The following is a 22,395-nucleotide window of genomic DNA, read 5'->3' on the forward strand; positions in this document are numbered from 1 at the left end:
GCGCGGCGGATTGGGTTAGCGTCGGATCGTGAGCGATGACGTGACGATCCGACCCGACGGCTCCGAGTACGAGATCGTCTCGGCCGGGTCGGTGATCGGCCGAGCGGCTGTCCACCCGGACGGCGGGCTCACCTGGAACTTTTTGGAGGACGTCGACGAGCGGCTGGCCGTCCGCGGCCTGGACGCGATGATCGAGTACGCGTTCGGTGAGCTCGGCGTCCACCGGGTGCAGGGCCGACTACCCGCCGATGCCAAGCACGATCTGCGGATCGCGGCGCGGGCCGGACTGCGCAAGGAAGGTGTCGTTCGCGGGGGCGGCGTCGAGCAGGCCGACTTGGTGCAGTTCGCCCGGGTGGCCACCGACCCGCCGCTGGCCGACCGGTCGACGTTCACTGCCGTCCTCAACTCCAGCCTGCCGACCAAACGCTGCATCGCTCAGGCAATCGTTCGCGACGACGAGGGACGAATCCTGTTGTGCGAGTTGGTCTACAAACGGTTCTGGGACCTCCCCGGCGGAGTCGTCGACCCGCACGAGTCACCGGCGACCGCCGTCGTGCGCGAACTGCGTGAAGAACTCGATGTCGAGGCCACCGTCCGCGGGCTGGCCGCCGTCAGTTGGCTGCCGCCGTGGCGCGGCTGGGACGACGCGACCCTCTTCGTTTTCGACGTCGAGTTGGACCGTCCGCCGCACTCGCTGCAGCCGCGCGAGATCAAGGCCGTGCATTGGGTCGACCCGGCCGATCTGGGCGAACACGTCGCCGAGTACACCGTCCGGGTCATCGAACAAGCCCTCGCCGCCGACGTGCCGGTCTACCTCGAGGACGGACGCCCGCGCGTCTGACGAACCCGCCAGTGTCAGAAGGGATGCGTCGACTGCGACGCATCCCTTCTGACACTCGAGTCAGGGTCAGCGGTTGATCTCGTGCTTGTCGGGCAGGATCACGTTCGCGACGAACCCGAGGACGGAGATGATCAGCGCACCGATCACGGCGTCCCAGAAGAAGTGGTCGACGTGGAAGGCGAGGTCGAACTTTCCGGCCAGCCACGAGGTCAGCTGCAACATCGCCGCGTTGACGATGATCATGAACAGCCCGAGCGTCACGAGCAGCAACGGGAAAGAGAAGAACGTGGCGATCGGCTTCAGCAGTGCGTTGACCACACCGAAGACGAGCGCGACGAGTAGAACGGTCTTGATCTTGTCGAAGGTCTGCGACGAACCGTCGGCGAGATGGATGCCGGACAGTGCCGCGGCGGCCAACCAGAGCGCGATGGCGTTGACGACGAGGCGGATCAGGAAGTTCTTCATGCCTCCATCGTCGCAGGCGGCGCTGCAGAAACCGACTGGTTGAGACGCCGGTCACACCGGGTCGTAGATTTGCTCGCATGAGCGACACTCAGCCCGACGTCCGTCTGCGCGACACCCTCGGCGCCGTTCCCGCCTACAAGGCCGGCAAGCCGGCGCCGCCGCGGGAAGACCTGGTGACCTACAAGATCTCCTCCAACGAGAACCCGTACCCGCCGCTGCCGTCGGTGCTGAAGACCGTGCAGGACGCGGCCGGCCGGATGAACCGCTACCCCGACATGAGCGTGCGTGAACTCACCGAAGCGCTCGCCGCCCGCTGGGGAGTCACGCCGGACGAGATCGCGACCGGCACCGGCAGCGTCGGCGTCCTCGGCTCGTTGGTGCAGATCACCTGCAACCCGGGCGACGAGATGGTCTACGCGTGGCGCTCGTTCGAGGCCTACCCGATCGTCGCAGCGCTCGCCGGCGCGAAACCGGTTCAGGTCCCGCTGGATTCGCAGGCACGCCACAACCTGAACGCGATGGCGGACGCGATCACCGACCGCACCCGCCTGGTGATCGTCTGCACCCCGAACAACCCGACCGGTCCGAGTGTCACCGAGGACGAACTGCGTGGCTTCCTGGCCAAGGTGCCCTCGGACGTCCTGGTCGTCATTGACGAGGCATACCTGGAGTTCGTCGAGCCCGATCACCAGATCGACGCGCTCGCGATCTACCGCGACCACCCGAATGTCTGTGTGCTGCGCACCTTCTCCAAGGCGTACGGCCTGGCCGGCCTGCGGGTCGGGTACTGCATCGCCCACGAGCCGGTGGCCGAAGCGCTGCGCAAGGCGGCCGTCCCGTTCGGTGTCAGCGACGTCGCCCAGCAGGCCGCGCTCGCCAGCCTGGAGGCCTACGACGAACTGCAGGAGCGCGTCGACGCGCTGATGACCGAGCGCGCCCGTGTCGCGCAGGCGCTCGCCGAGCAGGGCTGGAAGATCCCCGACAGCCAGGCCAATTTCGTCTGGTTGCCGCTGGGTGACGACGCGATGGCGTTTGCTGCCGCGGCCGACCAGGCCGGTCTCGTCGTCCGCCCGTTCGACGGCGACGGCGTCCGCTGCTCGATCGGAGAGACCGAGGCGAACGACCGCCTCATCGAGGTGTGCGAGGAATTCCTCAACCGCTGAATCGGTTCTTAGCGGGAGTCCTCATAACGGCTTACGTTGTCTGGATTATTTGGGCAAGCAAGAGCGCCCCTCATCGATATCGAAGGGTGGTCATCACTGGCAGGGCACGGTACCTGGACCGCATCGGTGTCAGTGATGGGACGTAGCGCTGCATTGTCCTAGACGCACGTCAACAAGAACCCTCGCGCATACGTGGGTCTCGGCTACGGTGTGTCTGCCAGCAGAAGGACGTTCACTCGCGCCCCATCCGCATCTGTAGGGTGGTCGCCGGGCGTACCTCGTACCAGGTCAAAATTCACAGGCGGCGGCGCGTTCTGCCGCAGCAGATGTGTGGGCGCACAGTCCGGATACCGCAGTCGGCTCGCCTGCCGCGGGCGGGTTCCCTGCGTCGGCATCGGCGCTGGCTACGGCGCCTGGGTTGCGGGAGGAGTGCCTGTGTGGGCCGCACGGAGGTAGTTTTGTGCAGGTTGCGTTTTTTGTTTGCGCTATCGGCCCCCACGCTGGCACTCTTGATCATGGCGTTTGGCCTGTTTTTATACGTGCCCATACTATTAGCGGTTGGTATGGTCCCACTGATGCTTAGGTACTCGCTTGCGGGCCCCCCCGCACGCGACGATAATTTCGTGCATGGGTGGCTCGGTGTTTTAGGCTTGCAGCTAGAGCAGGTTGCTCGGCTGGCAAGAGGTACGTCGCTATCCCCTAAGACCGCACAAAGGGCATTTTATCTTTCTTGGGTTCCCTTCGGAGGTGGATGCTCATTTTTTGTTGTTGCTGTGGTAATAAATGGAGTCACGGGAAGTTCGTCCTAGCCTCGAAATTTCATGGGCGGTGACGTGGAGGTCGTTGGCGGCGTGATTGCCGGCATCACCCGCGCCGGGATCGACCCACCCCCCTACTCCACCCACGCTACGCGCGGGGTTTATCACCTACGCCCACCTGCGCGGAGCAACCCACCGGGCGATCGCGCAGCAATCCCGACACAGGTCACTGGCCACCCTCGGCGGCTACGTCAGGATCCACAACGGCTGGACCGACAACGCCGCTACCAGCCCCGGCCGGTGATCGAGCTACACGCGACACGATTGAACGTCCCTCGGTTCACCGGATCGAATGCGTATGTGGAGGCCCTCTGGTGAACAATGCGAGACCTCACAAGTAGGTGCAAACACCTCTAATCATCGTCCTCGCCCCACTCGTCAAAAGCTCCGGGAAAACGCTTTTGAAATGGGCTCCGCTGCGGAATCCTCTTTGCCACAAAGAAGCAGGTTAATCCAACAGCTAGCCAATAGAACGTGACGAGCATATAGAAGGTTATGAATGGACCGGAGGCTGCTACTCCTTCCATCGCTACCGGCGTTAACAAGACTGTTATCGACTCCACGATGGCTGGGACCGCCGGGGACCAATAGAACAGCGAAGACACTAAACCCAGCGCCCCCGCGATGGCAAGGGGAACCCACACAACCGGTTCCAATAGATCCCGAGCTGATAATGGAGGGTCAGTATTCCGTGCCATATAGTACAAGGGTCCGTATATTAACGGAGACCAAAGTATCGGAACCGCAGCTAGGATCGCGCGGCATTGCCCGCCTGTCATCACACGATCCACAGTCTGTGAGACGGCTTACCAGGCTCGAGCCGTGCCGCTTTCTCCTGATTGTCATGCCTGTGGTTGGTGCCTTCTTGGAGGCCCAAAGTATTCCTCCTAGCTCCGGTATAACAAACATGCGTCGTTGATGTTTGATTCGATTCTGGTAGATTATTGGAGTTTAATGTCCCACGAAATCTGGAAGACCTGCTGGGTTCGGAAGCTTGCGTACGGGTTGGTGCAGCGAGCGATGGCGCTGCTACTAGCGCAGTACTTCCTGCGCAAATGAAGGCAGCGGAAAATTTCCCCACGGCCTCGTGATTCCCCTTGCTGACAACCGTTCTCAGCCCGCCGCTCGAGCGAGATCCGGCTCTACTGAACGCATTGAAGCGCACCCGCAGGCTCTGTCGCTAGGTTTCGGCAAGGCGAATTCCATGCGAGAACGCATAGAATCCCGTGCAACACCCGCGTAGCGAGCACTATCAATAAGCCAGTTCGCCAAGGGTGGGTCGTTGCACCGCACCCCAGAGTGCCGAGTGGATGACGGTCCGCCGGCAGCACGGGTCGATTCGCAGACACCGAGCGCGGACCAGTAGCCTCGTCGTCGAGCCTGTGTGACCCACGTCATAGGCCGAAAGCCAGCGTCGGCACCCACGGTCACCCCCGTTCTGCCGGCCGCACGAGCAAGGAGTGGCATGTCCGACCCGACCGATGTGTCCGGAGCCCCCGGCGCGCACGCCGATGCCCGGCACACGATGCACCACGAGACCTCCGTGGCACCGAGCATGGAACACGACATCACCGACGGCGGCCCGGAAATGGTGCAGTTCGTCGACGGCGACGGCAACCGTCTGGCCACCTGCGAGGCCAACGCCCCGTACGCGCAGATCGTCGAGGACATGACCTCCGAGGACGCGCAGGCGATGTACCGCGACCTGGTGCTGGTGCGCCGGATGGACGCCGAGGGTCACGCGCTGCAGCGCCAGGGCGAACTCGGACTATGGCCCTCGCTGCTCGGCCAGGAAGCCGCGCAGGTCGGTGCCGGACGCGCCCTGAAGAAGCAGGACTACGCCTTCCCCGGCTACCGCGAGCACGGTGTCGCGTGGTGCCGTGGGGTCGACCCGGTCAACCTGCTCGGCATGTTCCGCGGCGTGAACCACGGCGGTTGGAACTCCAACGAGAACAACTTCCACCTCTACACGATCGTCATCGGCAACCAGATGCTGCACGCCACCGGGTACGCGATGGGCATGCAGCGTGACGGCGTCGTCGGCACCGGCGACCCCGAGCGCGACGCGGCCGTGATGGCGTTCACCGGTGACGGCGGCACCGCGCAGGGTGACTACAACGAGGCGATGGTGTTCGCGAGCGTCGCCAACGCACCGGTCGTCTTCTTCGTGCAGAACAACCAGTGGGCGATCTCCGAGCCGAACTACAAGCAATTCCGCATCCCGCCCTATCAGCGCGCACGCGGCTTCGGGTTCCCCGGCGTCCGGGTCGACGGCAACGACGTCCTCGCGGTGTACGCGGTGTCGAAGGCCGCGATGGATGCCGCCCGTGCGGGTCAGGGCCCGACGCTGATCGAGGCGTTCACCTATCGCATGGGTGCGCACACCACGTCCGACGACCCGACCAAGTACCGCATCGCGTCCGAGGTCGACATCTGGCGTGAGAAGGACCCGATCAAGCGCATGCGCGGGTTCATGGAGACCAAGGGCCACGCCGACCCGGCGTTCTTCGAGCAGGTCGAGGCCGAGGCCGACGAACTCGCCGCTCGCATCCGACGCGAGTGCCAGCAGATGCCCGACCCGGAGCCGGTGACGATGTTCGACAAGGTCTACGCCGAACCGCACCCCGTGGTCGACGCCGAGCGCGAGGAGTTCGTCGCCTACCAAGCCTCCTTCGTCGAGGGAGGGGCGAACTGACATGGCAACGCAGAAGATGACGCTCGCCAAGGGCATCAACGCCGGTCTGCGCAAGGCGATGGAGGACGACCCCAAGGTCGTCCTGATGGGTGAGGACGTCGGCAAGCTCGGCGGCGTCTTCCGGATCACCGAGGGTCTGCAGAAGGACTTCGGTGAGGACCGCGTGATCGACACCCCGCTCGCGGAGTCCGGCATCGTCGGCACCGCGATCGGCCTGGCCATGCGCGGCTACCGCCCGGTGGTGGAGATCCAGTTCGACGGGTTCATCTACCCGGCGTTCGACCAGATCATCAGCCAGGTCTCCAAGATGCACTACCGGTCGCTGGGCTACCTGAAGCTGCCGATGGTCATCCGGGTTCCGTTCGGCGGCGGCATCGGAGCTGTCGAGCATCACTCGGAGTCCAACGAGGCCTATTTCGCTCACACCGCGGGTCTGCGCGTGGTCAGCTGCTCCGACCCAGCGGACGCCTACTGGATGATCCAGCAGGCGATCCAGACCGACGACCCGGTGCTGTTCTACGAACCCAAGCGCCGCTACCACGAGCGTGCAGAGGTCGACCTGGACGAGTCCACCGGTGCACCGCTCGGGCTGTACGACGCGCGAGTGGCGCGGGAGGGTAGCGACCTGACTCTCATCGCGTACGGACCGATGGTAAAGACCTGCCGCCAGGCCGCGGAAGCCGCTGCGGCAGAAGGACGTTCGATCGAGGTGATCGATCTTCGGTCGCTCTCGCCGCTCGACCGCGCGACGATCTTCACCTCGGCGAAGAAGACCGGACGCGTCGTCGTGGTGCACGAGGCGAGCACCTTCCTCGGACTCGGCTCGGAACTCGCCGCGCTGATCCAGCAGGAGTGCTTCTACCACTTGGAGGCACCTGTGCTCCGGGTCGGTGGATACAACCTGCCGTACCCGCCCAGCCGCTTCGAGGAGCACTTCCTGCCCGACCTCGACCGCATCCTCGATGCCGTCGACCGCTCGCTGGCGTACTGAGGGGATCACTGACATGGGTGTGAAGCTGTTCAACCTGCCCGACCCTGGTGAAGGACTCGTCGAGGCGGACGTCGTCACCTGGAAGATCAAGCCGGGCGACACCGTCAAGGTCAATGACGTCGTCGTCGAGATCGAGACCGCAAAATCGTTGGTGGAGTTGCCGATTCCGTGGGCCGGCACCGTCGTCGAGCTGCTCGTCGAGGAGGGTGCGACGGTCGATGTCGGCAGCCCGATCGTGTCGATCGAGGTGGAGGGCGCAGAGTCCGAGACCCCGTCGTCCACCCCGGCGGCCGACACCGCCGTCCAGGGCGCTGCGCCCGACTCGCAGGCCGCGAAGGAGGACGAGGAGGAGCGCGTGGCCAACCTCGTCGGTTACGGCGCGGTCGCCGGTTCGACCCAGCGGCGTGCCCGCCGCACAGCGCCCCCGGCGACACCCTCCCGAAAGTCCGCAGAACTCGCGGGTCAAGTCACCGGATCTGCGGACACTCCCCAGCCGAAGTCCGCAGAACTCGCGGGCCAGGTCGCCGGATCTGCGGACAAGCGCGGGAAGGTGCTGGCCAAGCCGCCGGTGCGCAAGTTCGCCAAGGACAACGGGGTCGACCTGTCCGCGATCACCCCGTCCCGTCCGGACGGCGTCATCACCCGCGCCGAGGTGGAAGCACACCTCACCTCGCTGGTTGAGACTGGACGCAGCGACGTAGGAGCGGCGACCAGTGCCGAAACCCGAGGCGGCGCTGAGCGGGAGACCCGTACGCCGATCAAGGGCGTCCGCAAGATGACCGCCCAAGCGATGGCCGGGTCGGCGTTCACCGCCCCGCACGTCACCGAGTTCATCACCGTCGACATGACCCGGACGATGGAACTCGTCGACCGCCTCAAAGCCGACCGTGAGTTCAAGGGCGTCAAGGTCACCCCGTTGCTCGTGCTCGCCAAGGCGCTGTGCGTAGCCGTGAAGCGCAACCCGGAGATCAACGCGAGCTGGGACGAAACGGCCCAGGAGATCGTGGTCAAGCACTACGTCAACCTGGGGATCGCGGCGTCCACGCCGCGTGGCTTGATCGTGCCGAACATCAAGGACGCCGACCGCATGAACCTGCGCGAGCTCGCCGAAGCGATGGGCTCACTGGTCGAGACCGCCCGCGAGGGCAAGACACCGCCGGCCGACATGTCCGGTGGCTCGATCACGATCACCAACGTCGGTGTCTTCGGCGTCGACAACGGCACCCCGATCATCAATCCGGGTGAGGCCGCGATCCTGTGCTTCGGCGCGGTGCGCAAGATGCCGTGGGTGGTCACCGACGCGTCCGGCAAGGACACGATCGTGCCGCGTCAGGTTACCCAGTTGTCGTTGGCCTTCGACCACCGCCTGGTCGACGGCGACCTCGGCTCGCGCTTCCTGGCGGATGTCGCGGCTCTGCTGGAGGACCCGGGCAAGGCACTTGTCTGGGGCTGAGACGTCGGACGACGGCCGCTACATCATCGTCGACGGACGGCGGTGGCGGGCGACCGATCCGTCGATCCCGCAGAAGCTGAAGGCCGAACTGGTCGCCGAACTGATGCGGGCTCGACGATTGGTCAGGACGCGCGGGGACGAGGTGCGCCCGTTCGTCCAGGACGCCAAGGTGGCCCTCGGTGAGCGCGGCGAACCGTGGTGGGAGCAGGCGAGCGACGATGGCGTCCGCGAGCGCTTGGCGGCGTCGATGCGCGTCCTACTTCGGCATCGTGACGGAAAGACGATCTGCCCCAGCGATGCGGCCCGGGTCGCCGGTGGTGACGACTGGCGTGAGTTGATGCCGGTGGCCCGCGAGGTCGCCGGCACGCTCGCGTCCGAGGAGGTCGTCGTGATCCAGCAGCGCGGTGAGCCGGTCGACCTCGATGCGGCCAAGGGACCGATCCGGTTGGCCGCAGGGCCTGAGTTGAAGCGCTGATCGACGGTGCCGTTCGGTTTGGTTCGTGCTGGCGTCACGTGGTCTCGATTGCGGCACTCACTCGCCCAGCGGCTCGCACCTACTCGACCAGCGTGATGCTCGGGCACATGCAGGAAGCCGGTCAGCCCGAGAACGCGCGGCGGGCGACGTGATCCTGGCCGTCTGTCCCAAGCAAGCCTGACGCCGGCGCGTGAGGCGATGACGGACGTGGTCGTCGACTTCTTGGCGCTCACCGGCTGATTCCCGTCGGCGAGAGGCGCCGTGGTGTTGACTCTGACACGGTGTCAGACGGTCGAGTGGGTGGCGTCATGTTGAGTATCGGAGATTTCGCACGGCTCGCCGGGGTGTCGGTCCGGATGCTGAGGCACTACGACCGCCTCGGTCTGGTGTCCGCGGCTCGCGTCGACCCACACACGGGTTACCGCTTCTACGAGCCCAGGCAACTGCAACGCGTCCACGCCCTCATCGGCTTGAAGGACCTCGGGTTCACGCTCGAGCAGATCGGACCGATGTTGGCGGGGCAGATCGACACCGAGACCTTCCGCGAGCTCCTCGACCGACGTCGGGCAGCTTTGCGCGAACAGATCGATGCCGATCACCGGCGCCTCGCCGACGTCGAGCGACATCTGCGTCTGATGGAAGGAAACACCGTCATGGAGTTCATCGAGAAGTCATTGCCCGCACTGGAACTGAGCCAACGGACGGCGACGGTCGCCGATCGGAGCCAGATCGGGCCGGTCATCGGTCCGATGTTCGAGGAGTTGGTTGCCGCACAGATCGAAGCCGGGGGGCAGCCGGCACACCCCGCGTACGCCTGGTATCGGGCGGACGGTGAGCGGCTCGATTTCGGTGCTGGGTTCGACACCGAGATCGACGGGTTCGAGACCGGTGAACTCGACGCTGTCGAGCGGGCGGTGACCGTGACGTACGTCGGCCCGATGAGTGGCATCGGTGACGCGTGGGCCGAACTCGGCACCCACGTCGCGTCGCTCGGTCTCGAGCCGTACGGCCCGTGTCGCGAGGTGTACCTCGACACCAACGGCCCGCAGGAGAAGTGGGTGACCGAGTTGCATCAGCCGGTGCGCGGCTGAGTGGTCTCTCGCGTCGGGCGCGGGTTCGCGAACTCGCGCCCGACGCGACGTGCCGCGCGGACCACAAGCGACCGTCCGCCCGATCGACGGCCGACGTCCGCCGGTTCGGGCAAGCTTGACCACATGAACGAACTGCGACTGCGCACCGTCCTCGAACCCGCGGGGCCGGCCGGAGCCATCGTGCTCACCGATGAGCAGGTGGAACAGCTCGGCGCCGGCAAGCGCGCGCCCATTCGAGTGACGATCGGCGAGGTGACCCGGCCCTTGCGGCTCGCACGGATGGGTGGTCGAAATGCTGCGTGAGGGAAAGACCCGTAGCTGACCGGTCGGACTACCGTCGTCGACATGCCGTCGTACCCGTGGCGTGTGCCGCCGGAGTTGTCGCAGTTCGTCGAGTCCGTCGAGGGATTCGACTACCGGCTCGACCGCGACGCCGTGCACCACGGGCTGCCCTCGACGACCCTCACCGTGATCATCCAGTTCGACGAAGCGCTGGATTGCGGTTGGGTGGGTGATGCCGCCTCCGATCGTTTCTGGGTGTTGGCGGCCGGACTGCACCAGCGTCCGGCCCTGATCCGCACGCACGGCCGGCAGTGCGGCATCCAGCTGGCGCTCACTCCCTTCGGCGCGCGTGCGCTGCACGGCATGCCGGCGGCGGAACTTGCGGGCGGTCTGGTCCATGCGGACGACGACCTTCCGGCGTTCCCGGCGTCGTTGCACGAGCGGCTCGGTCCACTCACCTGGCCCGAACGGTTCACGGTGCTCGAACGCCACCTGTTCGCCCGGCTCGCTGCGGCGGACTGCGAACCTGCGTGCCCCGAGGTGCGCGAGGGGTGGCGACTGATCATCGCGTCCGGGGGACGGATGCCGATCGAGCGGGTGGCCGACCGTGTCGGGTGGTCGCGACGACACCTGCTCAACCAGTTCCGCAGCGAGTTCGGACTGACTCCCAAACAGGTCGCACGACTGGCGCGATTCGAGCGGGCGCACCGCTTGGCCGAAGGCGGCACCGCGCTTGTCGACGCGGCGTACGCCGCCGGCTACGCCGACCAGGCGCACCTCAACCGGGAATGGCGCCGCCTCGCCAGCCGCACGCCCACGGCGACCCTGGCTGAGTTCCCAAAGGTTCAATCCGAGCCGATGCGTTCCGGGAAAGAATCACGAACATGACCAGACCACAACTGTATTCCTGCCTCCGCTACGCCGACGCCGGCGCTGCGATCGAGTTCCTGACCGCGCTCGGCTTCACCGAGCGCCTCGTAGTGCACGACGACGCCGACCCGAAGGTCGTCCATCACGCCCAGTTCGCCTGGCGCGACAACGGCGGCATCATGTTCGGCACCGATCGCCCGGACGGCATCGGACCCAGGCCGGGCACCGCCTGCGTCAACCTCGTCGTCGAGTCCGACGATCAGGTCGACGCGACGCTGGCCCGCGCCTTGGCCGCGGGTGCGCGACAACTCGACGAAGTGCACGAGCCGCCGTACGGCGGTCGGTCGGTGGCCGTCGCCGATCACGAGGGCAACATCTGGAACATCGACTCCTACCCCGGCGCATGAGTCGCCGCCACCGCGGGGGACGGTCGGAACAACGAACGCAGATCGTCGCGCAGGAGCCGGCCGCGGATGATGAGTTCGTATTGCGCGAGCGCCGTGCAGCTCTGCGCGCACAACACCCCGAGCAGCACGACCACCTGCGCCATCGTGGCGTCCATCGGGGACCCGCCGCCGAGCATCACGCCCAGGAAGGCTCCGGGCAGGGTGACGATGCCGGCGGTCTTCACGCTGTCGATGCCGGGGATCAGCGACTCTTTGATCCGCGGGTGGAGCACCTGCGCGGCCGCGGTCTGCGCGGGCAGGCCGAGCGCGAGGTAGCCCTCGAAGATCTCGTGCTGCTCCTCGAGCGCGCGGAAGGAATTGCGGCCGCCGAGGGTGTGCACCGACATGATGTTGTTCATCACGACGCCGGCGATCGGGATGAGCGCGACCCCCTTGAACGGGATGGTGCCGGAGAACACCGTCACCGCGAGCACCGGCAGCAGCCCGGCGCCCATCGCGAGCGCGGCCATCGGCGCCTGGCGCCGACTGACGCCGACGCGCCCGACACTGGTCAGCACCGCCATCGTGAACATCGCCACGATGACCAGCAGCGTTGCCCACAGGTGCGAGATCGCGAACACGATGAGCAGCGCAACCACGACCAACTGGACGACCGAACGCAGCCCGGCGATCGCGATCGAAGGGGCGAGCCCGGTGCCGGCCCGCCATTCCAGGAGCACGGGGATTGCCAGCAGCAGCACGCAGCACGCGACGAGCGAGATGCCCCAGGTGATGACCACGGGTCGACTTTAGGTGGGATCGCCGACATCGACCTGGGAGGGTTTCGGTTTTGGCGCGGATCCTGAGGCCGCTGTGCTCGCGGCGAATCCGGCTCAACCACCGGGCGCTACCTGACCGGCGGGATCTGTGACCTCGGCGCCCACTCCCGCTCGAGCAGCGCGTACTCCAGCATCGTCGCCCAGCCGCCCTTGAACCAGATGCTCTCCACCGTGCGGGCCTCACGGCGGAAACCGAGCCGCTCGACGTCGCGCACTGACGCCTCGTTCAACTCGTTGATGCGCGCGACTATGCGGTGCAGCCCGAGCCCACCGAACCCGAGGTCGAGCAGGGCCGCGACGGCCTCACCGGCGTACCCGCGTCCGCGGACACCGGGGTGGAAGATGTAGCCGACCTCGCCCGATCGGTCCTTCTCGCTGTGCCAGAAGAGCACGACGTCGCCGACCAGGCGACCGGTGGCGGTCTCCTCGACGCCGAGGCTCACATCGTCGCCCGGTGCGTCGAAAACGCTTCGGCCCAGGCCGATCCGATACGCCGCTCGACACCATCCCGGTCGAGGACGTCGTACGGCACGTACTGCACGACGTCCGGATCGGACTTGTACTACAGCATCGCGTCGGTGTCGGCCGACGTGATCGGACGCAGCGCCAGGCACTCGGTGCGGATCGGATAGTGGGGGTGCAACACCCCTCGATCGTAGGAGCGGGCACGACGAACCGGGCCCCTCCCCGCAGTGGGGGGAGGCCCGGTTGTGGTGCGAAGCGTGGCTCAGTCGGCCAGGTGCTTCGGCGTGGTGTGACTCGGCGCTTCGACCTCGACGTCGCCGGACGCGGCGTGCTTGGCCGCCGTGTCGGCATCGTCTTCGATCGTGCTGTCGGTGGCGTCGATGTCACAGGCCGCAGCGTTGACGGCCGGAGGCGTGCCCGCCGGCGCGGTGCCCGGCTCGAGACCGGCGAAGTTGTCGCCCGCCTCGTCGGCCGAGGACGCGCCGCCTTCGGCAGCCTGCTGGCGCATCGCTGCCGACGCGGACTGCGAGCGAAGTTCCACCTTCGGCATCAGCAGGGTGACCAGGAACCCGACCAGCATGACGGAAGCCGCCGCGATGAAGATCTGCGAGATCGAATCGGAGAAGCCGACCTTGAACGGGTGGGCGACGACGTCCGACATCTTGCTGATGATCGATGAGTCGTCCTGAACCCTGGCCATGATCGAGGTGTCGCCCTTGAGGACGCCGGCGTTGTACGGGTTCTGCAGCAGGGACGGGTCGGCCTTCGCGGCTTGTTGAATGGCGGGCAGCTCGGCCTTGAAAGCCGAGGAGATCTTCTCGCCGACGGTGCTGAACAGGATCGACAGGAAGATCGCGACACCGAGGGTTCCACCGAGCTGACGGAAGAACGTCGCGGCCGAGGTCGCCACACCGATCTCCTGCGGCGGCACGGCGTTCTGCACGATCAGCGTCAGCGGCTGCATGCAGTTACCGATACCGATGCCGAGCAGGAACATGAACGCCATGACGACAGCGAGGTTGGTGCCGGCGTCGATCGTCCACAGCAGCACCATCGCCAACGTCGCGATCGCGGTACCGATGATCGGGAACGGTCGGATGATCCCGGTGCGGGAGGTGATGATGCCGGACGTCATCGCCATGCTCATCATGCCGACGACCATCGGCAGCATCATCAGACCCGACATCATCGGGGACGCTCCGTGCACGATCTGCATGTACAGGGGCAGCACCATCATCGCACCGAACATCGCCAGACCGACGATGACGGATGCCACGACCGTGACGCTGACGGCCCTGATTCGGAAGATCCGCAGCGGGATCAGCGCGTCGTCGCCCATCGACCGCTCGATGAAGCAGAACGCGATGACGCCGACGGCACCGATCGCGAAGGCGGCGAGCGCCTTGCCTGAGCCCCAGCCCCACTCGCGGCCCTGTTCGGCGACGGTGAGCAGCGGGACGAGCGCGACGACGAGCGCGGCGGCGCCCCACCAGTCGACGCGGGCCTCGCGGCGCACGTGGTGCAGGTGCAGGGTGCGCGAGACGACCAAGAGTGCGGCGATGCCGATCGGCACGTTGACCAGGAAGACCCAGCGCCATCCGGTGATGCCGGCGATCGAGCTGGTCTGTGCGAACAGTCCGCCGATGACCGGGCCGAGCACCGAGCTGGTGGCGAAGACTGCCATGAAGTAGCCGGTGTACTTTGCGCGCTCACGCGGCGCCACGATGTCGCCGATGATCGCCAGGGCCAAGGTGAACAGGCCACCGGCGCCGACGCCCTGGATGGCACGGAACACGGCGAGCTGGGTCATCGAGTCGGCGAACGCACACGCGAATGAGCCGACGATGAAGACGCTGATTGCGAACAGGAACAGCTTCTTGCGGCCGTACAGGTCGCCGAGCTTGCCGTAGATCGGGGTCGCGATCGTCGAGGTGATGAGGTAGGCGGTGGTGACCCAGGCCTGCATCGACAGGCCGTGCAGTTCGTCACCGATGGTGCGGATGGCGGTGGAGACGATGGTCTGGTCGAGGGCGGCGAGGAACATGCCCATGAGCAGGCCGGTGAGGATCCGCAGGATCTGACTGTGTGTGTAGTCGCCGTCGGACGTTGCCGTCGGCTTCGCGGCGGCGGTGGTCATGCGTCCTGCTTTCCGCAGTGGGTGTTGCGTCCGAGTTCGTGGGTGAGGGCTTGGTCGAACCGTCCGAGATACGCGGTGAAGTCGCGCACCTCGTCGCTGGTCCAGCCGGTGAGCATCGAGCGGAACCACTCGGCTCGGCGGGCGGCGAGTTCGTCGATGATCTGCTTGCCTTCGTCGGTCAGTCGCACCACCTGGGCGCGGCCGTCCTGCGGGTCGGCGACCTTCTCGGCGACACCGGCGGCCACCAGGTGACTGATCTGCCGGCTGACCGTCGAGATGTCCGAGTGCACGCAGGCGGCGATTGCCGAGACGCGCTGATCGCCCTGCTTGAGCGCGATGAGCACCGGGTAGGACGAGACGTCGATGGCCGGGTGCAGCCGGGGGAGGTGGTTGCGCAACGCCGACAGCTTTTTGACGACGTGCACCAGATCGGTGGCGAGTTCGCCGGCGACCTTCGTGCTCACGGACATGGACTTCCTCACAGGTTGTTTGCAGCAAGCAACTTTACACATAGTAGATCGATGCAAACAAGTGGCGGGGTGAGACTCGACACGTGCCGATACGGGAGGCCGGGTTGCCCCGACATGAAGCCTTGACCTAGGTTGCGTTACTCGATCGAAGGGCAGGGCATGACCACGACGACCGACCCGCCCGCATCGCTCACCGCCGCGGTGCGCGCGTTCGAGCTGAACACGGCGCTGTTCGATCAACTTCAAGGTCTGCTCGCCCGAACAAGCTGACCGCGTGGACCGAATTCGTGACCTGCCGGGCGTATTCGCGTTCGTTGTGCTGTTCGTCGTGGTGTTCCTGCGTGCCGGCGGCACCTACCTGCTGGGTCGCGCCGCCATGCGGGCAGGACACGCCACGCGGTGGCGGGGCAAACTCAGTGGCCCACGGATGGCGCGCGCCAGGCAGTTGTCGTCGCGTTTCGGCGTGTTCGCGGTTCCGTTGTCGTTCTTGACCATCGGCGTCCAGACCGCCGCGAACTTCTCGGCCGGTCTCACTCGGATGCCGGCGCGCAGGTACGTTCCGGCTCTGCTCGTCGGGTGCGTGATCTGGGCGGCGATCTACGCCGGTCTGTTCACCCTCTTGCTCGACCTGTCGGAGCGCTGAATCTCAAGGAGTGACGGCCATCGCGTCGAGCACCTGGCGTGCGACGTCCTCGTCGCCCTCGACGTGGTAGCGCAGATCCTCGGTGGCGATCCGGCCCGCGCCGCGTCGGGTGAACTCCTCGGTGGTCATGCGGATCGACGTCACATCGGCGCTCTCGTCATGTGAATCGCCGGAGAACAGTTCCTCACCGTACGGCTTGCCGTTCTCGTCCTCGATCACCCGGACGCCCGATCGCGCGTTCACCGGCCCGGTCGTCTCCACGATCACGGTCGTGCCGATCGGTAATCCCGCCTTCGCGGCCCGGATCGGCAGCGCTGCCATCAGCCGGCCAGTGAACAGAGCGGCCGCTGGGGTGTCGAGATTGCCCGGCCGGTTGAGCGCCTGGCGAATGTCCTGCTCGTGGCACCACATGTCGACGATGCGCAGCGACACCAGGTCGACCGGACGACGCGGCCCGACCGCGGTCTCGACGATCGTTTCGGGGTCGGCGAGCAACTGGTGCAGCGCAGCGACCCGCTGTGGGAACAGTTCCTGCCACTGCGCGACCACCTCGGGTCCGGGTGTTCCGCGACGCGCCTCGACGTGGGCTTCCATGAAGCGTCCGAAGTCGCTGCGCAGCCACGTGTAATCAGGCACCTCGACCTCGGGTGTCGGGCCGCCGTTGAAGATGTCCTCCAGCCCGACGACGTGCGAGAACTGGTCCTTCACCGTCCAGCCGGGGCACTGCGTCGGCTTGGTGAAGTCGTCCTCATGGCAGGTGAATCCGAGGTCGAGGATCGCCTGTCCGGTGGCGGAGTAGGCCGCGATGAGCTCGGTCAGTTCGGTGGGGGCAGCCGGATGCATGTTCCCCAGGTTAGGGGTGTGAACCTGCGACGTACCCTGAACGGGTGGGCATGATCTCGAACGACGCGGCGTCGCTGGCGATCCAGTACGACACGACCGACCGACTCGCGACCAGGGCGTCGGTGTGGCGCGACACCCCGGACGGGCGCAACCCGACAAGGGCGGCGCTCGCCGCCGTCGTAGCGGCTGAACCTGCCGACTTCCTCGAGGTCGGTTGCGGGACGGGCGAATTCGCCGCGTCCGTAAGCGATGCTCTTTCGAACACTCATGTCGTCGCGACCGACCGTTCGCAGGTGATGGCGCTCGCCACCGCTCGACACGGCGTCCTGACCCAGGTCGCCGAGGCCGCGGATCTGCCGTTCGACGACGCGTCCTTCGATGTCGTGTACGCCGGTTGGATGCTCTACCACGTGCCCGATCTGGACGCCGCGCTCAGGCAGGTGCGCCGGGTGCTTCGACCAGGCGGCGCTTTCGTCGCGGTCACGAACGGCGATGAGCACCTGGCAGATCTGCTGACGCAGGCCGGGGGAGAGCCGCTCGTCACCGGCTTCAGCACCGAGAACGGGCGGGATGCCTTGAGCCGACATTTCGCGCACATCGACCAGGAGGACTTCGACACTCGTGCGGTGTTCGCCGACCATGTCGCCGCGCAGACGTACCTGGCCACCTTCCGACCCGACCTCGCCGAAGCTCTCCCGGCGTTCGAGGGCGAACGCTCCTGTCGTGGCGCCAGCACCGTGTTCGTCGCTCGATGACCCATCGCGTCCTTACCCCGTTCGCTGCTGCGGTCGCGCTGACCGTCTGCACGATCGCCGTCCTCGCCGGTGGGGCTGCGAACCCGCTCGAACTCCTCGACCCCGGCCCGTTGGTGCGATGGGGGCTGCCGCTCACCCGCACCGTTCACGACCTTGCCGCCGCGCTCACCATCGGTGCCCTGTTGCTCGGCGGCCTCCTTGTCCCGGAGACCACGAGTTCACGCCGGCGCGTCATCGCCGGGCGGGTCGCGGCCTGGAGTGCACTGGCCTGGGGTCTGGCCGGCGTCGCCCGGGCCGTGCTGGCGTACGGCGACGCTGCAGGTGTTCCGGTCGGCTCCGAGGGATTCTGGACGGGCGCCTGGAAGTTCACCTGGGATCTCGAGGTGCTGCGCGCCCCGGCCATCACCGCCGTCGGCGCCCTGTCGGTCAGCGCCTGGTGCTTCCTCAATCCCCGCCGCAACGGACTCGCATGGGCCTTCTTCGGTGCTCTCCTCGCACTGTGGCCGCTCGCGCTCTCCGGCCACGCCGCCGGTAGCGCCGACCACGAGACCGGCGTCGACTCGCTCGCCGTCCACCTGCTGTCGGTGACGATCTGGGTCGGCGGGATCGCCGCGATCGCGGCGATGTGGAACACCCTCGGCAAATCAGCAAGCGTCGTTCTGCAACGGTTCTCGACCATCGCACTGTGGTGCTACGTCGGCGTCGCCGGGTCGGGGGTCCTGGCTGCACTCCTGCGGCTGCGCTCGCTGTCCGATCTCGGCAGTGCGTACGGCGTCCTGCTCCTGCTCAAGGTGGGTGCGCTGGTCGCACTCGGCGTCATCGGTGCCCGCCAGCGCTCAGCGGTCGTCGAGCGGCTGAAGAAGGACCCGCAGGACAAACCGGCCCGCTCGCTCGCCGTCCGGCTGGCGTCGGTCGAGGTGGTCATCATGGCCGTCGCGATCGGGTTGGCGACAGCGCTCGCCCGTACTGCACCGCCGGTGGTCCAGGAGGAGTCCGCCGACCCCGTCGTCGCGCTGACCGGCTACCCGGCACCGCCGCAGATCAGCGCCGCCGAGATCTTCGGATCGTGGCGCACGCAGTGGCTGTTCACCTCGGTCGCCGTCGTCGCCGTCCTCGTCTACCTGCGCTGGGTGCGCCGCCTGCAGCAGCGCGGCGACAAGTGGCCGATCGACCGCACGATCTCCTGGTGTTTCGGCTGGGCGCTGTTCGTGTTCATGATCAGCGGCGGGCCCGGCATCTACGGACGCGTTATGTTCTCGGCACACATGGCCGAACACATGATGCTGTCGATGGTCGTGCCGATCTTCCTGGTGCGCGGAGCCGGCGTCACGCTCGCACTGCGTGCGCTGCCCAAGCGCAATGACAAGACCCTCGGCCCGCGGGAACTGCTGCTCGCCTCGGTGCACTCCCGGGTGCTCAACGTCGTCGCAAACCCGGCCATCATCGCAACGATCGTGCTCGGCACGCTGATTCTCTTCTATTACACCGGCTGGTTCGAGTTTGCGCTCACCACCCACACCGGGCACCTGACGATGATCATCCACTTCGTGCTGTCCGGTTACCTGTTCGCGTGGTCGCTGGTAGGCATCGACCCCGGGCCACGTAAGTGGCCGGCGCCGATCCGGTTGCTCGTCCTGTTGGTCACCGTCGCCTTCCACGCCTTCTTCGGCGTGGCCTTGATGACCGGCACCGACCTGCTCGCCGGCGACTTCTTCACCCGGGTCGGACTGTCCTACGTGCCCGACCCGCTGCTGGACCAGCAGCGCGCGGGTACCGTCGCCTGGGGTGTCGGTGAGGTGCCGACGCTGGTGCTGACGATGCTCATCGCGTTCGAGTGGTACCGCACCGACAGTCGGGATGCCGAGCGTCAGGAGCGCAAGGCCGAGCGGGACGGCGACTCCGACCTGAACGCCTACAACGACTACCTGGCCGGCCTGGGCCGGGGCCGAGGAGGCAGCTGATGAAGGTAGCGCTGATCCAGTTGGCGTACGACGACAACGAGCCGAACGCCGAGCGGATCGATCGCGTGGTCGACCTCGTCGAGAAGCAGCGTGGACACGATCTGGTCATGCTGCCCGAACTCTGGTCGGCCGGCGGTTTCGACTACCGGGCGTGGTCAGGCGCAGCCCAGGCGACGGACGGCGTTGTCGCACAGCGGCTCTCGGACGCAGCGCGCTCGATCGGCGCGTACCTGCACGGGGGGTCCATCGTCGAGCGTCCGGCGGACGGCTCGACCGGTGCCGAGGGCAAAGACCTGTGGAACACGTCGCTGATCTTCGGCCGCGACGGGCGGACCCTCGCGACCTACCGCAAGATCCACCGCTTCGGGTTCGCCGGCGGCGAGCCGAAGCTGATGGAGGCGGGAGAGGACCTGGTGACCGTGGAGATCGACGGCACCAGGGCCGGCCTCAGCACCTGCTACGACCTGCGCTTCCCCGAGCTGTACCGGCAGTACGGCGACCGCGACGTCGAACTGTCGTTGATTCCGGCGGCGTGGCCGATGGCGCGGGTCGAGCATTGGCGAGTCCTGTTGCGCGCCAGGGCGATCGAGAACCAGACCTTCGTGCTGGCCTGCAACACAGCGGGCACCCACGCCAAGACCGAGATGGGCGGACACTCGGCAGTCATCGACCCCAACGGCGTTGTGCTGGCCGAAGCGGGGGAGGGTGAAGAGGTGCTCCGAGCAGAGATCGACCCCTCGCTCGTCGCCCAGCAGCGCGAGTCCTTCCCGGTTCTGCGGGACCGTCGCCTGTGAGCAGTCGCGCGGCCAGCCTGTCGCCATGCTGATCGACCGCCTCCGGGCCGGCCACGTCCTGAGTGCTCTCGGTGCGAGACTGGCGACATGGTCGACCGGTTGCGTGCCCCTGAACTTCGAGGCCGGCGGTGGCTGAACACCGGCGGCGAGGAACTCTCTCTCGTCGGTCTGCGCGGCCGAATCGTCGTTCTGGACTTCTGGACCTTCTGTTGCGTGAACTGCCTGCACGTCCTGGACGAACTGCGTCCGCTCGAGCAGGAGTTCGCCGACTCGCTGGTGATCATCGGCGTGCACTCGCCCAAGTTCGAACACGAAGGGCGACCTGAAGCCGTCGAGGCCGCCGTCGAGCGGTACGCCGTCCATCACCCGGTGCTCGATGATCCCGACCTGGTGACGTGGGATGCGTACACGGCTCGTGCCTGGCCGACGCTGGTCGTCATCGACCCGGAGGGCTACATCGTCGGACAGATGTCGGGTGAGGGTCATGGACCGGGCATCGCCTCGCTGGTCCGTGAACTGATCGGCGAGCACAGCGCGAGGGGCACTCTGCGGCAAGGAGATTCACCGTACGTCCCGCCGAGCTCGGACTCGACGCAGTTCAGGTTCCCGGGGAAGGCCGTCCCGCTGGGCGACGGCGGCTTCGTCGTCAGCGACACCGCGCACCACCAGATCGTGCTCCTGGAATCGGACCTGCGGACCGAACGGGCACGATTCGGTGGGCCGGAGGTCTTCGAAGAACCGCAGGGCGTCTGTGTGCTCCCATCGGACGCGGCCGAACGGCTCGGCTACGACCTGCTGGTCGCGGACACGGTGAACCACCGAATTGCCTCGATCCGGTTGTCCGACGGGCGGATTCGCACTGAGGCGGGTACGGGTGAGCAGCTGCGTGAGCGTTCCGGAGGCGGTGCTGCGCACAAGCAGCCGCTGTCCTCGCCGTGGGACATCGTCTGGTGGCTCGACCGCGCGGTGATCGAGATGGCCGGTACCCATCAGCTGTGGGCGTTGCACCTCGCGACCGAACCTGAGAACAACACGGTCGCGGTCCTGGCCGGGACGAGCGCCGAAGGCCTGCGTGACGGTGCGGCGGACGAAGCGTGGCTCGCGCAACCGTCCGGCCTGGCTGTGAGTGCATCCGGCGACCGGGTCTGGATCGTCGACTCCGAGACGTCTGCGCTTCGTTCGATCGTGGTCGACGACAACGGTTTCCGTCTCGAGACGCACATCGGGGAGGGCCTGTTCGACTTCGGGTTCGTGGACGGTGTTCGTTCGCAGGCGCGCATGCAACACCCGCTCGGCGTCGCCGAGGCGGCGGACGGCACCGTGCTGGTCGCCGATACCTACAACGGCGCGATCCGCCGGTTCGACCCTGTGACGCAGGTGCTGAGCACGGCGCTCACCGGGCTGAGCGAACCCAGCGACGTGCTGCCTCTGGACGACGGTCTGATCGTCGTCGAGTCGTCGGCCCATCGCGTCGATCGGATGCGTCTGCCGGCAACCGCTGCGGCCGAGGGCGGCGCCGGACGAGTGCGTCGGTCTGCGACGCAGATCGCGCCGGGCGCAGTCGAACTCGTCGTGCATTTCGAGCCGCCGGCCGGGCAGAAACTGGACGACCGGTACGGCGATCCGACGATGCTGATGGTGTCCTCGACCCCGGATTCGCTGATCCGGTCCGGCGGTGGTCGGGCAACCGGTCTCGCCCGTGCGCTCGATCTCGACAGTTCCGTCGGGGACGGTGTGCTGCACATCAGCGTGCGCGCCGCGGCGTGCGACGCATCCGGGCCCGACGGGGAGGTGCCCGAGCACGCCGCTTGTCACCTGTACCAACAGGACTGGGGTATTCCGGTGCGGTTGGAGGCCGGTGCGGACGCGGTGCTCGACCTGCACCTGCGCGGGGTCTGATCGTGACTTCGAACGCTCGCCCGGTCGGGCGGGATGACAGCACGCACATAGACTCAGGG

At 66.7% G+C, this 22,395-nt stretch carries 21 protein-coding genes; 15 read left to right on the top strand and 6 right to left on the bottom strand.

All coding sequences use genetic code 11. The features are described 5' to 3' along the window. The first annotated feature begins 28 nt into the window (after positions 1-28). The gene (locus tag FB459_RS02905; RefSeq protein ID WP_239702606.1) at positions 29-841 is read left to right on the top strand and encodes an NUDIX hydrolase; all 813 of its coding nucleotides are present in this window, start codon (positions 29-31) and stop codon (positions 839-841) included. 66 nt (positions 842-907) lie between these two features. On the opposite strand, the gene FB459_RS02910 is transcribed toward FB459_RS02905, so the two are convergent. Further along, complete coding sequence (locus tag FB459_RS02910; protein WP_129624368.1) at positions 908-1,306, bottom strand: phage holin family protein; 399 nt, start codon at positions 1,304-1,306, stop codon at positions 908-910. 77 nt (positions 1,307-1,383) lie between these two features. Between FB459_RS02910 and hisC the strand changes: the two genes are divergently transcribed. The 9 genes from hisC (at position 1,384) to FB459_RS02955 (ending at position 11,551) form a co-directional block, all read left to right on the top strand. Further along, positions 1,384-2,469, top strand: coding sequence for a histidinol-phosphate transaminase (hisC, locus tag FB459_RS02915; protein ID WP_129624366.1), 1,086 nt, complete (start codon positions 1,384-1,386; stop codon positions 2,467-2,469). A 2,343-nt stretch (positions 2,470-4,812) separates the two neighbouring features. Further along, on the top strand, positions 4,813-5,982 hold the full coding sequence (gene pdhA / locus FB459_RS02920) for a pyruvate dehydrogenase (acetyl-transferring) E1 component subunit alpha (protein ID WP_141929389.1): 1,170 nt from the start codon (positions 4,813-4,815) through the stop codon (positions 5,980-5,982). A gap of 1 nt (position 5,983) precedes the next feature. Further along, positions 5,984-6,973, top strand: coding sequence for an alpha-ketoacid dehydrogenase subunit beta (locus tag FB459_RS02925; protein WP_129624362.1), 990 nt, complete (start codon positions 5,984-5,986; stop codon positions 6,971-6,973). 13 nt (positions 6,974-6,986) lie between these two features. Then, positions 6,987-8,426 (top strand): dihydrolipoamide acetyltransferase family protein, encoded by a 1,440-nt coding sequence (locus tag FB459_RS02930; protein ID WP_141927410.1) that lies wholly within the window; start codon positions 6,987-6,989, stop codon positions 8,424-8,426. Continuing rightward, entirely contained in the window at positions 8,413-8,901 is a 489-nt protein-coding gene (locus FB459_RS02935; RefSeq protein ID WP_246092297.1) for a DUF3253 domain-containing protein, read from the top strand. The genes FB459_RS02930 and FB459_RS02935 overlap by 14 nt, the downstream gene beginning before the upstream one ends. A 308-nt stretch (positions 8,902-9,209) precedes the next feature. After that, a complete protein-coding gene (locus FB459_RS02940; protein WP_129624356.1) occupies positions 9,210-9,992 on the top strand; it encodes a MerR family transcriptional regulator in 783 nt (260 codons plus the stop codon). A 123-nt stretch (positions 9,993-10,115) separates the two neighbouring features. After that, positions 10,116-10,295, top strand: coding sequence for a DUF1905 domain-containing protein (locus tag FB459_RS02945; protein WP_129624354.1), 180 nt, complete (start codon positions 10,116-10,118; stop codon positions 10,293-10,295). Between the two features lie 42 nt (positions 10,296-10,337). After that, positions 10,338-11,162, top strand: a complete 825-nt coding sequence (locus FB459_RS02950; RefSeq protein ID WP_129624352.1) for a helix-turn-helix domain-containing protein — start codon at positions 10,338-10,340, stop codon at positions 11,160-11,162. Further along, positions 11,159-11,551, top strand: a complete 393-nt coding sequence (locus FB459_RS02955) for a VOC family protein (protein WP_129624350.1) — start codon at positions 11,159-11,161, stop codon at positions 11,549-11,551. Before FB459_RS02950 ends, FB459_RS02955 begins: the two co-directional genes overlap by 4 nt. On the opposite strand, the gene FB459_RS02960 is transcribed toward FB459_RS02955, so the two are convergent. The 4 genes from FB459_RS02960 to FB459_RS02975 all read right to left on the bottom strand — a co-directional run bounded on the left by FB459_RS02960 (position 11,536) and on the right by FB459_RS02975 (position 15,441). Next, positions 11,536-12,330 carry an ABC transporter permease gene (locus FB459_RS02960; protein ID WP_129624349.1) on the bottom strand — a complete coding sequence of 265 codons (795 nt, stop codon included), beginning with the start codon at positions 12,328-12,330 and terminating at the stop codon, positions 11,536-11,538. The genes FB459_RS02955 and FB459_RS02960 overlap by 16 nt on opposite strands. A gap of 107 nt (positions 12,331-12,437) precedes the next feature. Then, the gene (locus FB459_RS02965; RefSeq protein ID WP_342771010.1) at positions 12,438-12,812 is read right to left on the bottom strand and encodes a GNAT family N-acetyltransferase; all 375 of its coding nucleotides are present in this window, start codon (positions 12,810-12,812) and stop codon (positions 12,438-12,440) included. Between the two features lie 284 nt (positions 12,813-13,096). After that, positions 13,097-14,971 carry an MDR family MFS transporter gene (locus FB459_RS02970; RefSeq protein WP_129624347.1) on the bottom strand — a complete coding sequence of 625 codons (1,875 nt, stop codon included), beginning with the start codon at positions 14,969-14,971 and terminating at the stop codon, positions 13,097-13,099. Next, a complete protein-coding gene (locus tag FB459_RS02975) occupies positions 14,968-15,441 on the bottom strand; it encodes a MarR family winged helix-turn-helix transcriptional regulator (protein ID WP_170221661.1) in 474 nt (157 codons plus the stop codon). The genes FB459_RS02970 and FB459_RS02975 overlap by 4 nt, the downstream gene beginning before the upstream one ends. A 274-nt stretch (positions 15,442-15,715) precedes the next feature. Between FB459_RS02975 and FB459_RS02980 the strand changes: the two genes are divergently transcribed. After that, positions 15,716-16,084, top strand: a complete 369-nt coding sequence (locus FB459_RS02980; protein WP_141927413.1) for a DedA family protein — start codon at positions 15,716-15,718, stop codon at positions 16,082-16,084. Between the two features lie 3 nt (positions 16,085-16,087). On the opposite strand, the gene FB459_RS02985 is transcribed toward FB459_RS02980, so the two are convergent. After that, positions 16,088-16,927 carry a maleylpyruvate isomerase family mycothiol-dependent enzyme gene (locus FB459_RS02985; protein ID WP_141927414.1) on the bottom strand — a complete coding sequence of 280 codons (840 nt, stop codon included), beginning with the start codon at positions 16,925-16,927 and terminating at the stop codon, positions 16,088-16,090. Between the two features lie 50 nt (positions 16,928-16,977). Between FB459_RS02985 and FB459_RS02990 the strand changes: the two genes are divergently transcribed. The 4 genes from FB459_RS02990 to FB459_RS03005 all read left to right on the top strand — a co-directional run bounded on the left by FB459_RS02990 (position 16,978) and on the right by FB459_RS03005 (position 22,336). Continuing rightward, the gene (locus FB459_RS02990) at positions 16,978-17,682 is read left to right on the top strand and encodes a class I SAM-dependent methyltransferase (protein WP_141929390.1); all 705 of its coding nucleotides are present in this window, start codon (positions 16,978-16,980) and stop codon (positions 17,680-17,682) included. After that, the gene (locus FB459_RS02995) at positions 17,679-19,643 is read left to right on the top strand and encodes a bifunctional copper resistance protein CopD/cytochrome c oxidase assembly protein (RefSeq protein ID WP_141927415.1); all 1,965 of its coding nucleotides are present in this window, start codon (positions 17,679-17,681) and stop codon (positions 19,641-19,643) included. The genes FB459_RS02990 and FB459_RS02995 overlap by 4 nt, the downstream gene beginning before the upstream one ends. Further along, a complete protein-coding gene (locus tag FB459_RS03000; RefSeq protein ID WP_129624338.1) occupies positions 19,643-20,437 on the top strand; it encodes a carbon-nitrogen family hydrolase in 795 nt (264 codons plus the stop codon). The genes FB459_RS02995 and FB459_RS03000 overlap by 1 nt, the downstream gene beginning before the upstream one ends. Before the next feature lie 87 nt (positions 20,438-20,524). Further along, positions 20,525-22,336 carry an NHL domain-containing thioredoxin family protein gene (locus FB459_RS03005; protein ID WP_141927416.1) on the top strand — a complete coding sequence of 604 codons (1,812 nt, stop codon included), beginning with the start codon at positions 20,525-20,527 and terminating at the stop codon, positions 22,334-22,336. The last annotated feature ends 59 nt before the right edge of the window (positions 22,337-22,395 follow it).

Origin of the sequence: Yimella lutea, assembly GCF_006715095.1 — a bacterium.
Lineage (GTDB): Bacteria > Actinomycetota > Actinomycetes > Actinomycetales > Dermatophilaceae > Yimella > Yimella lutea.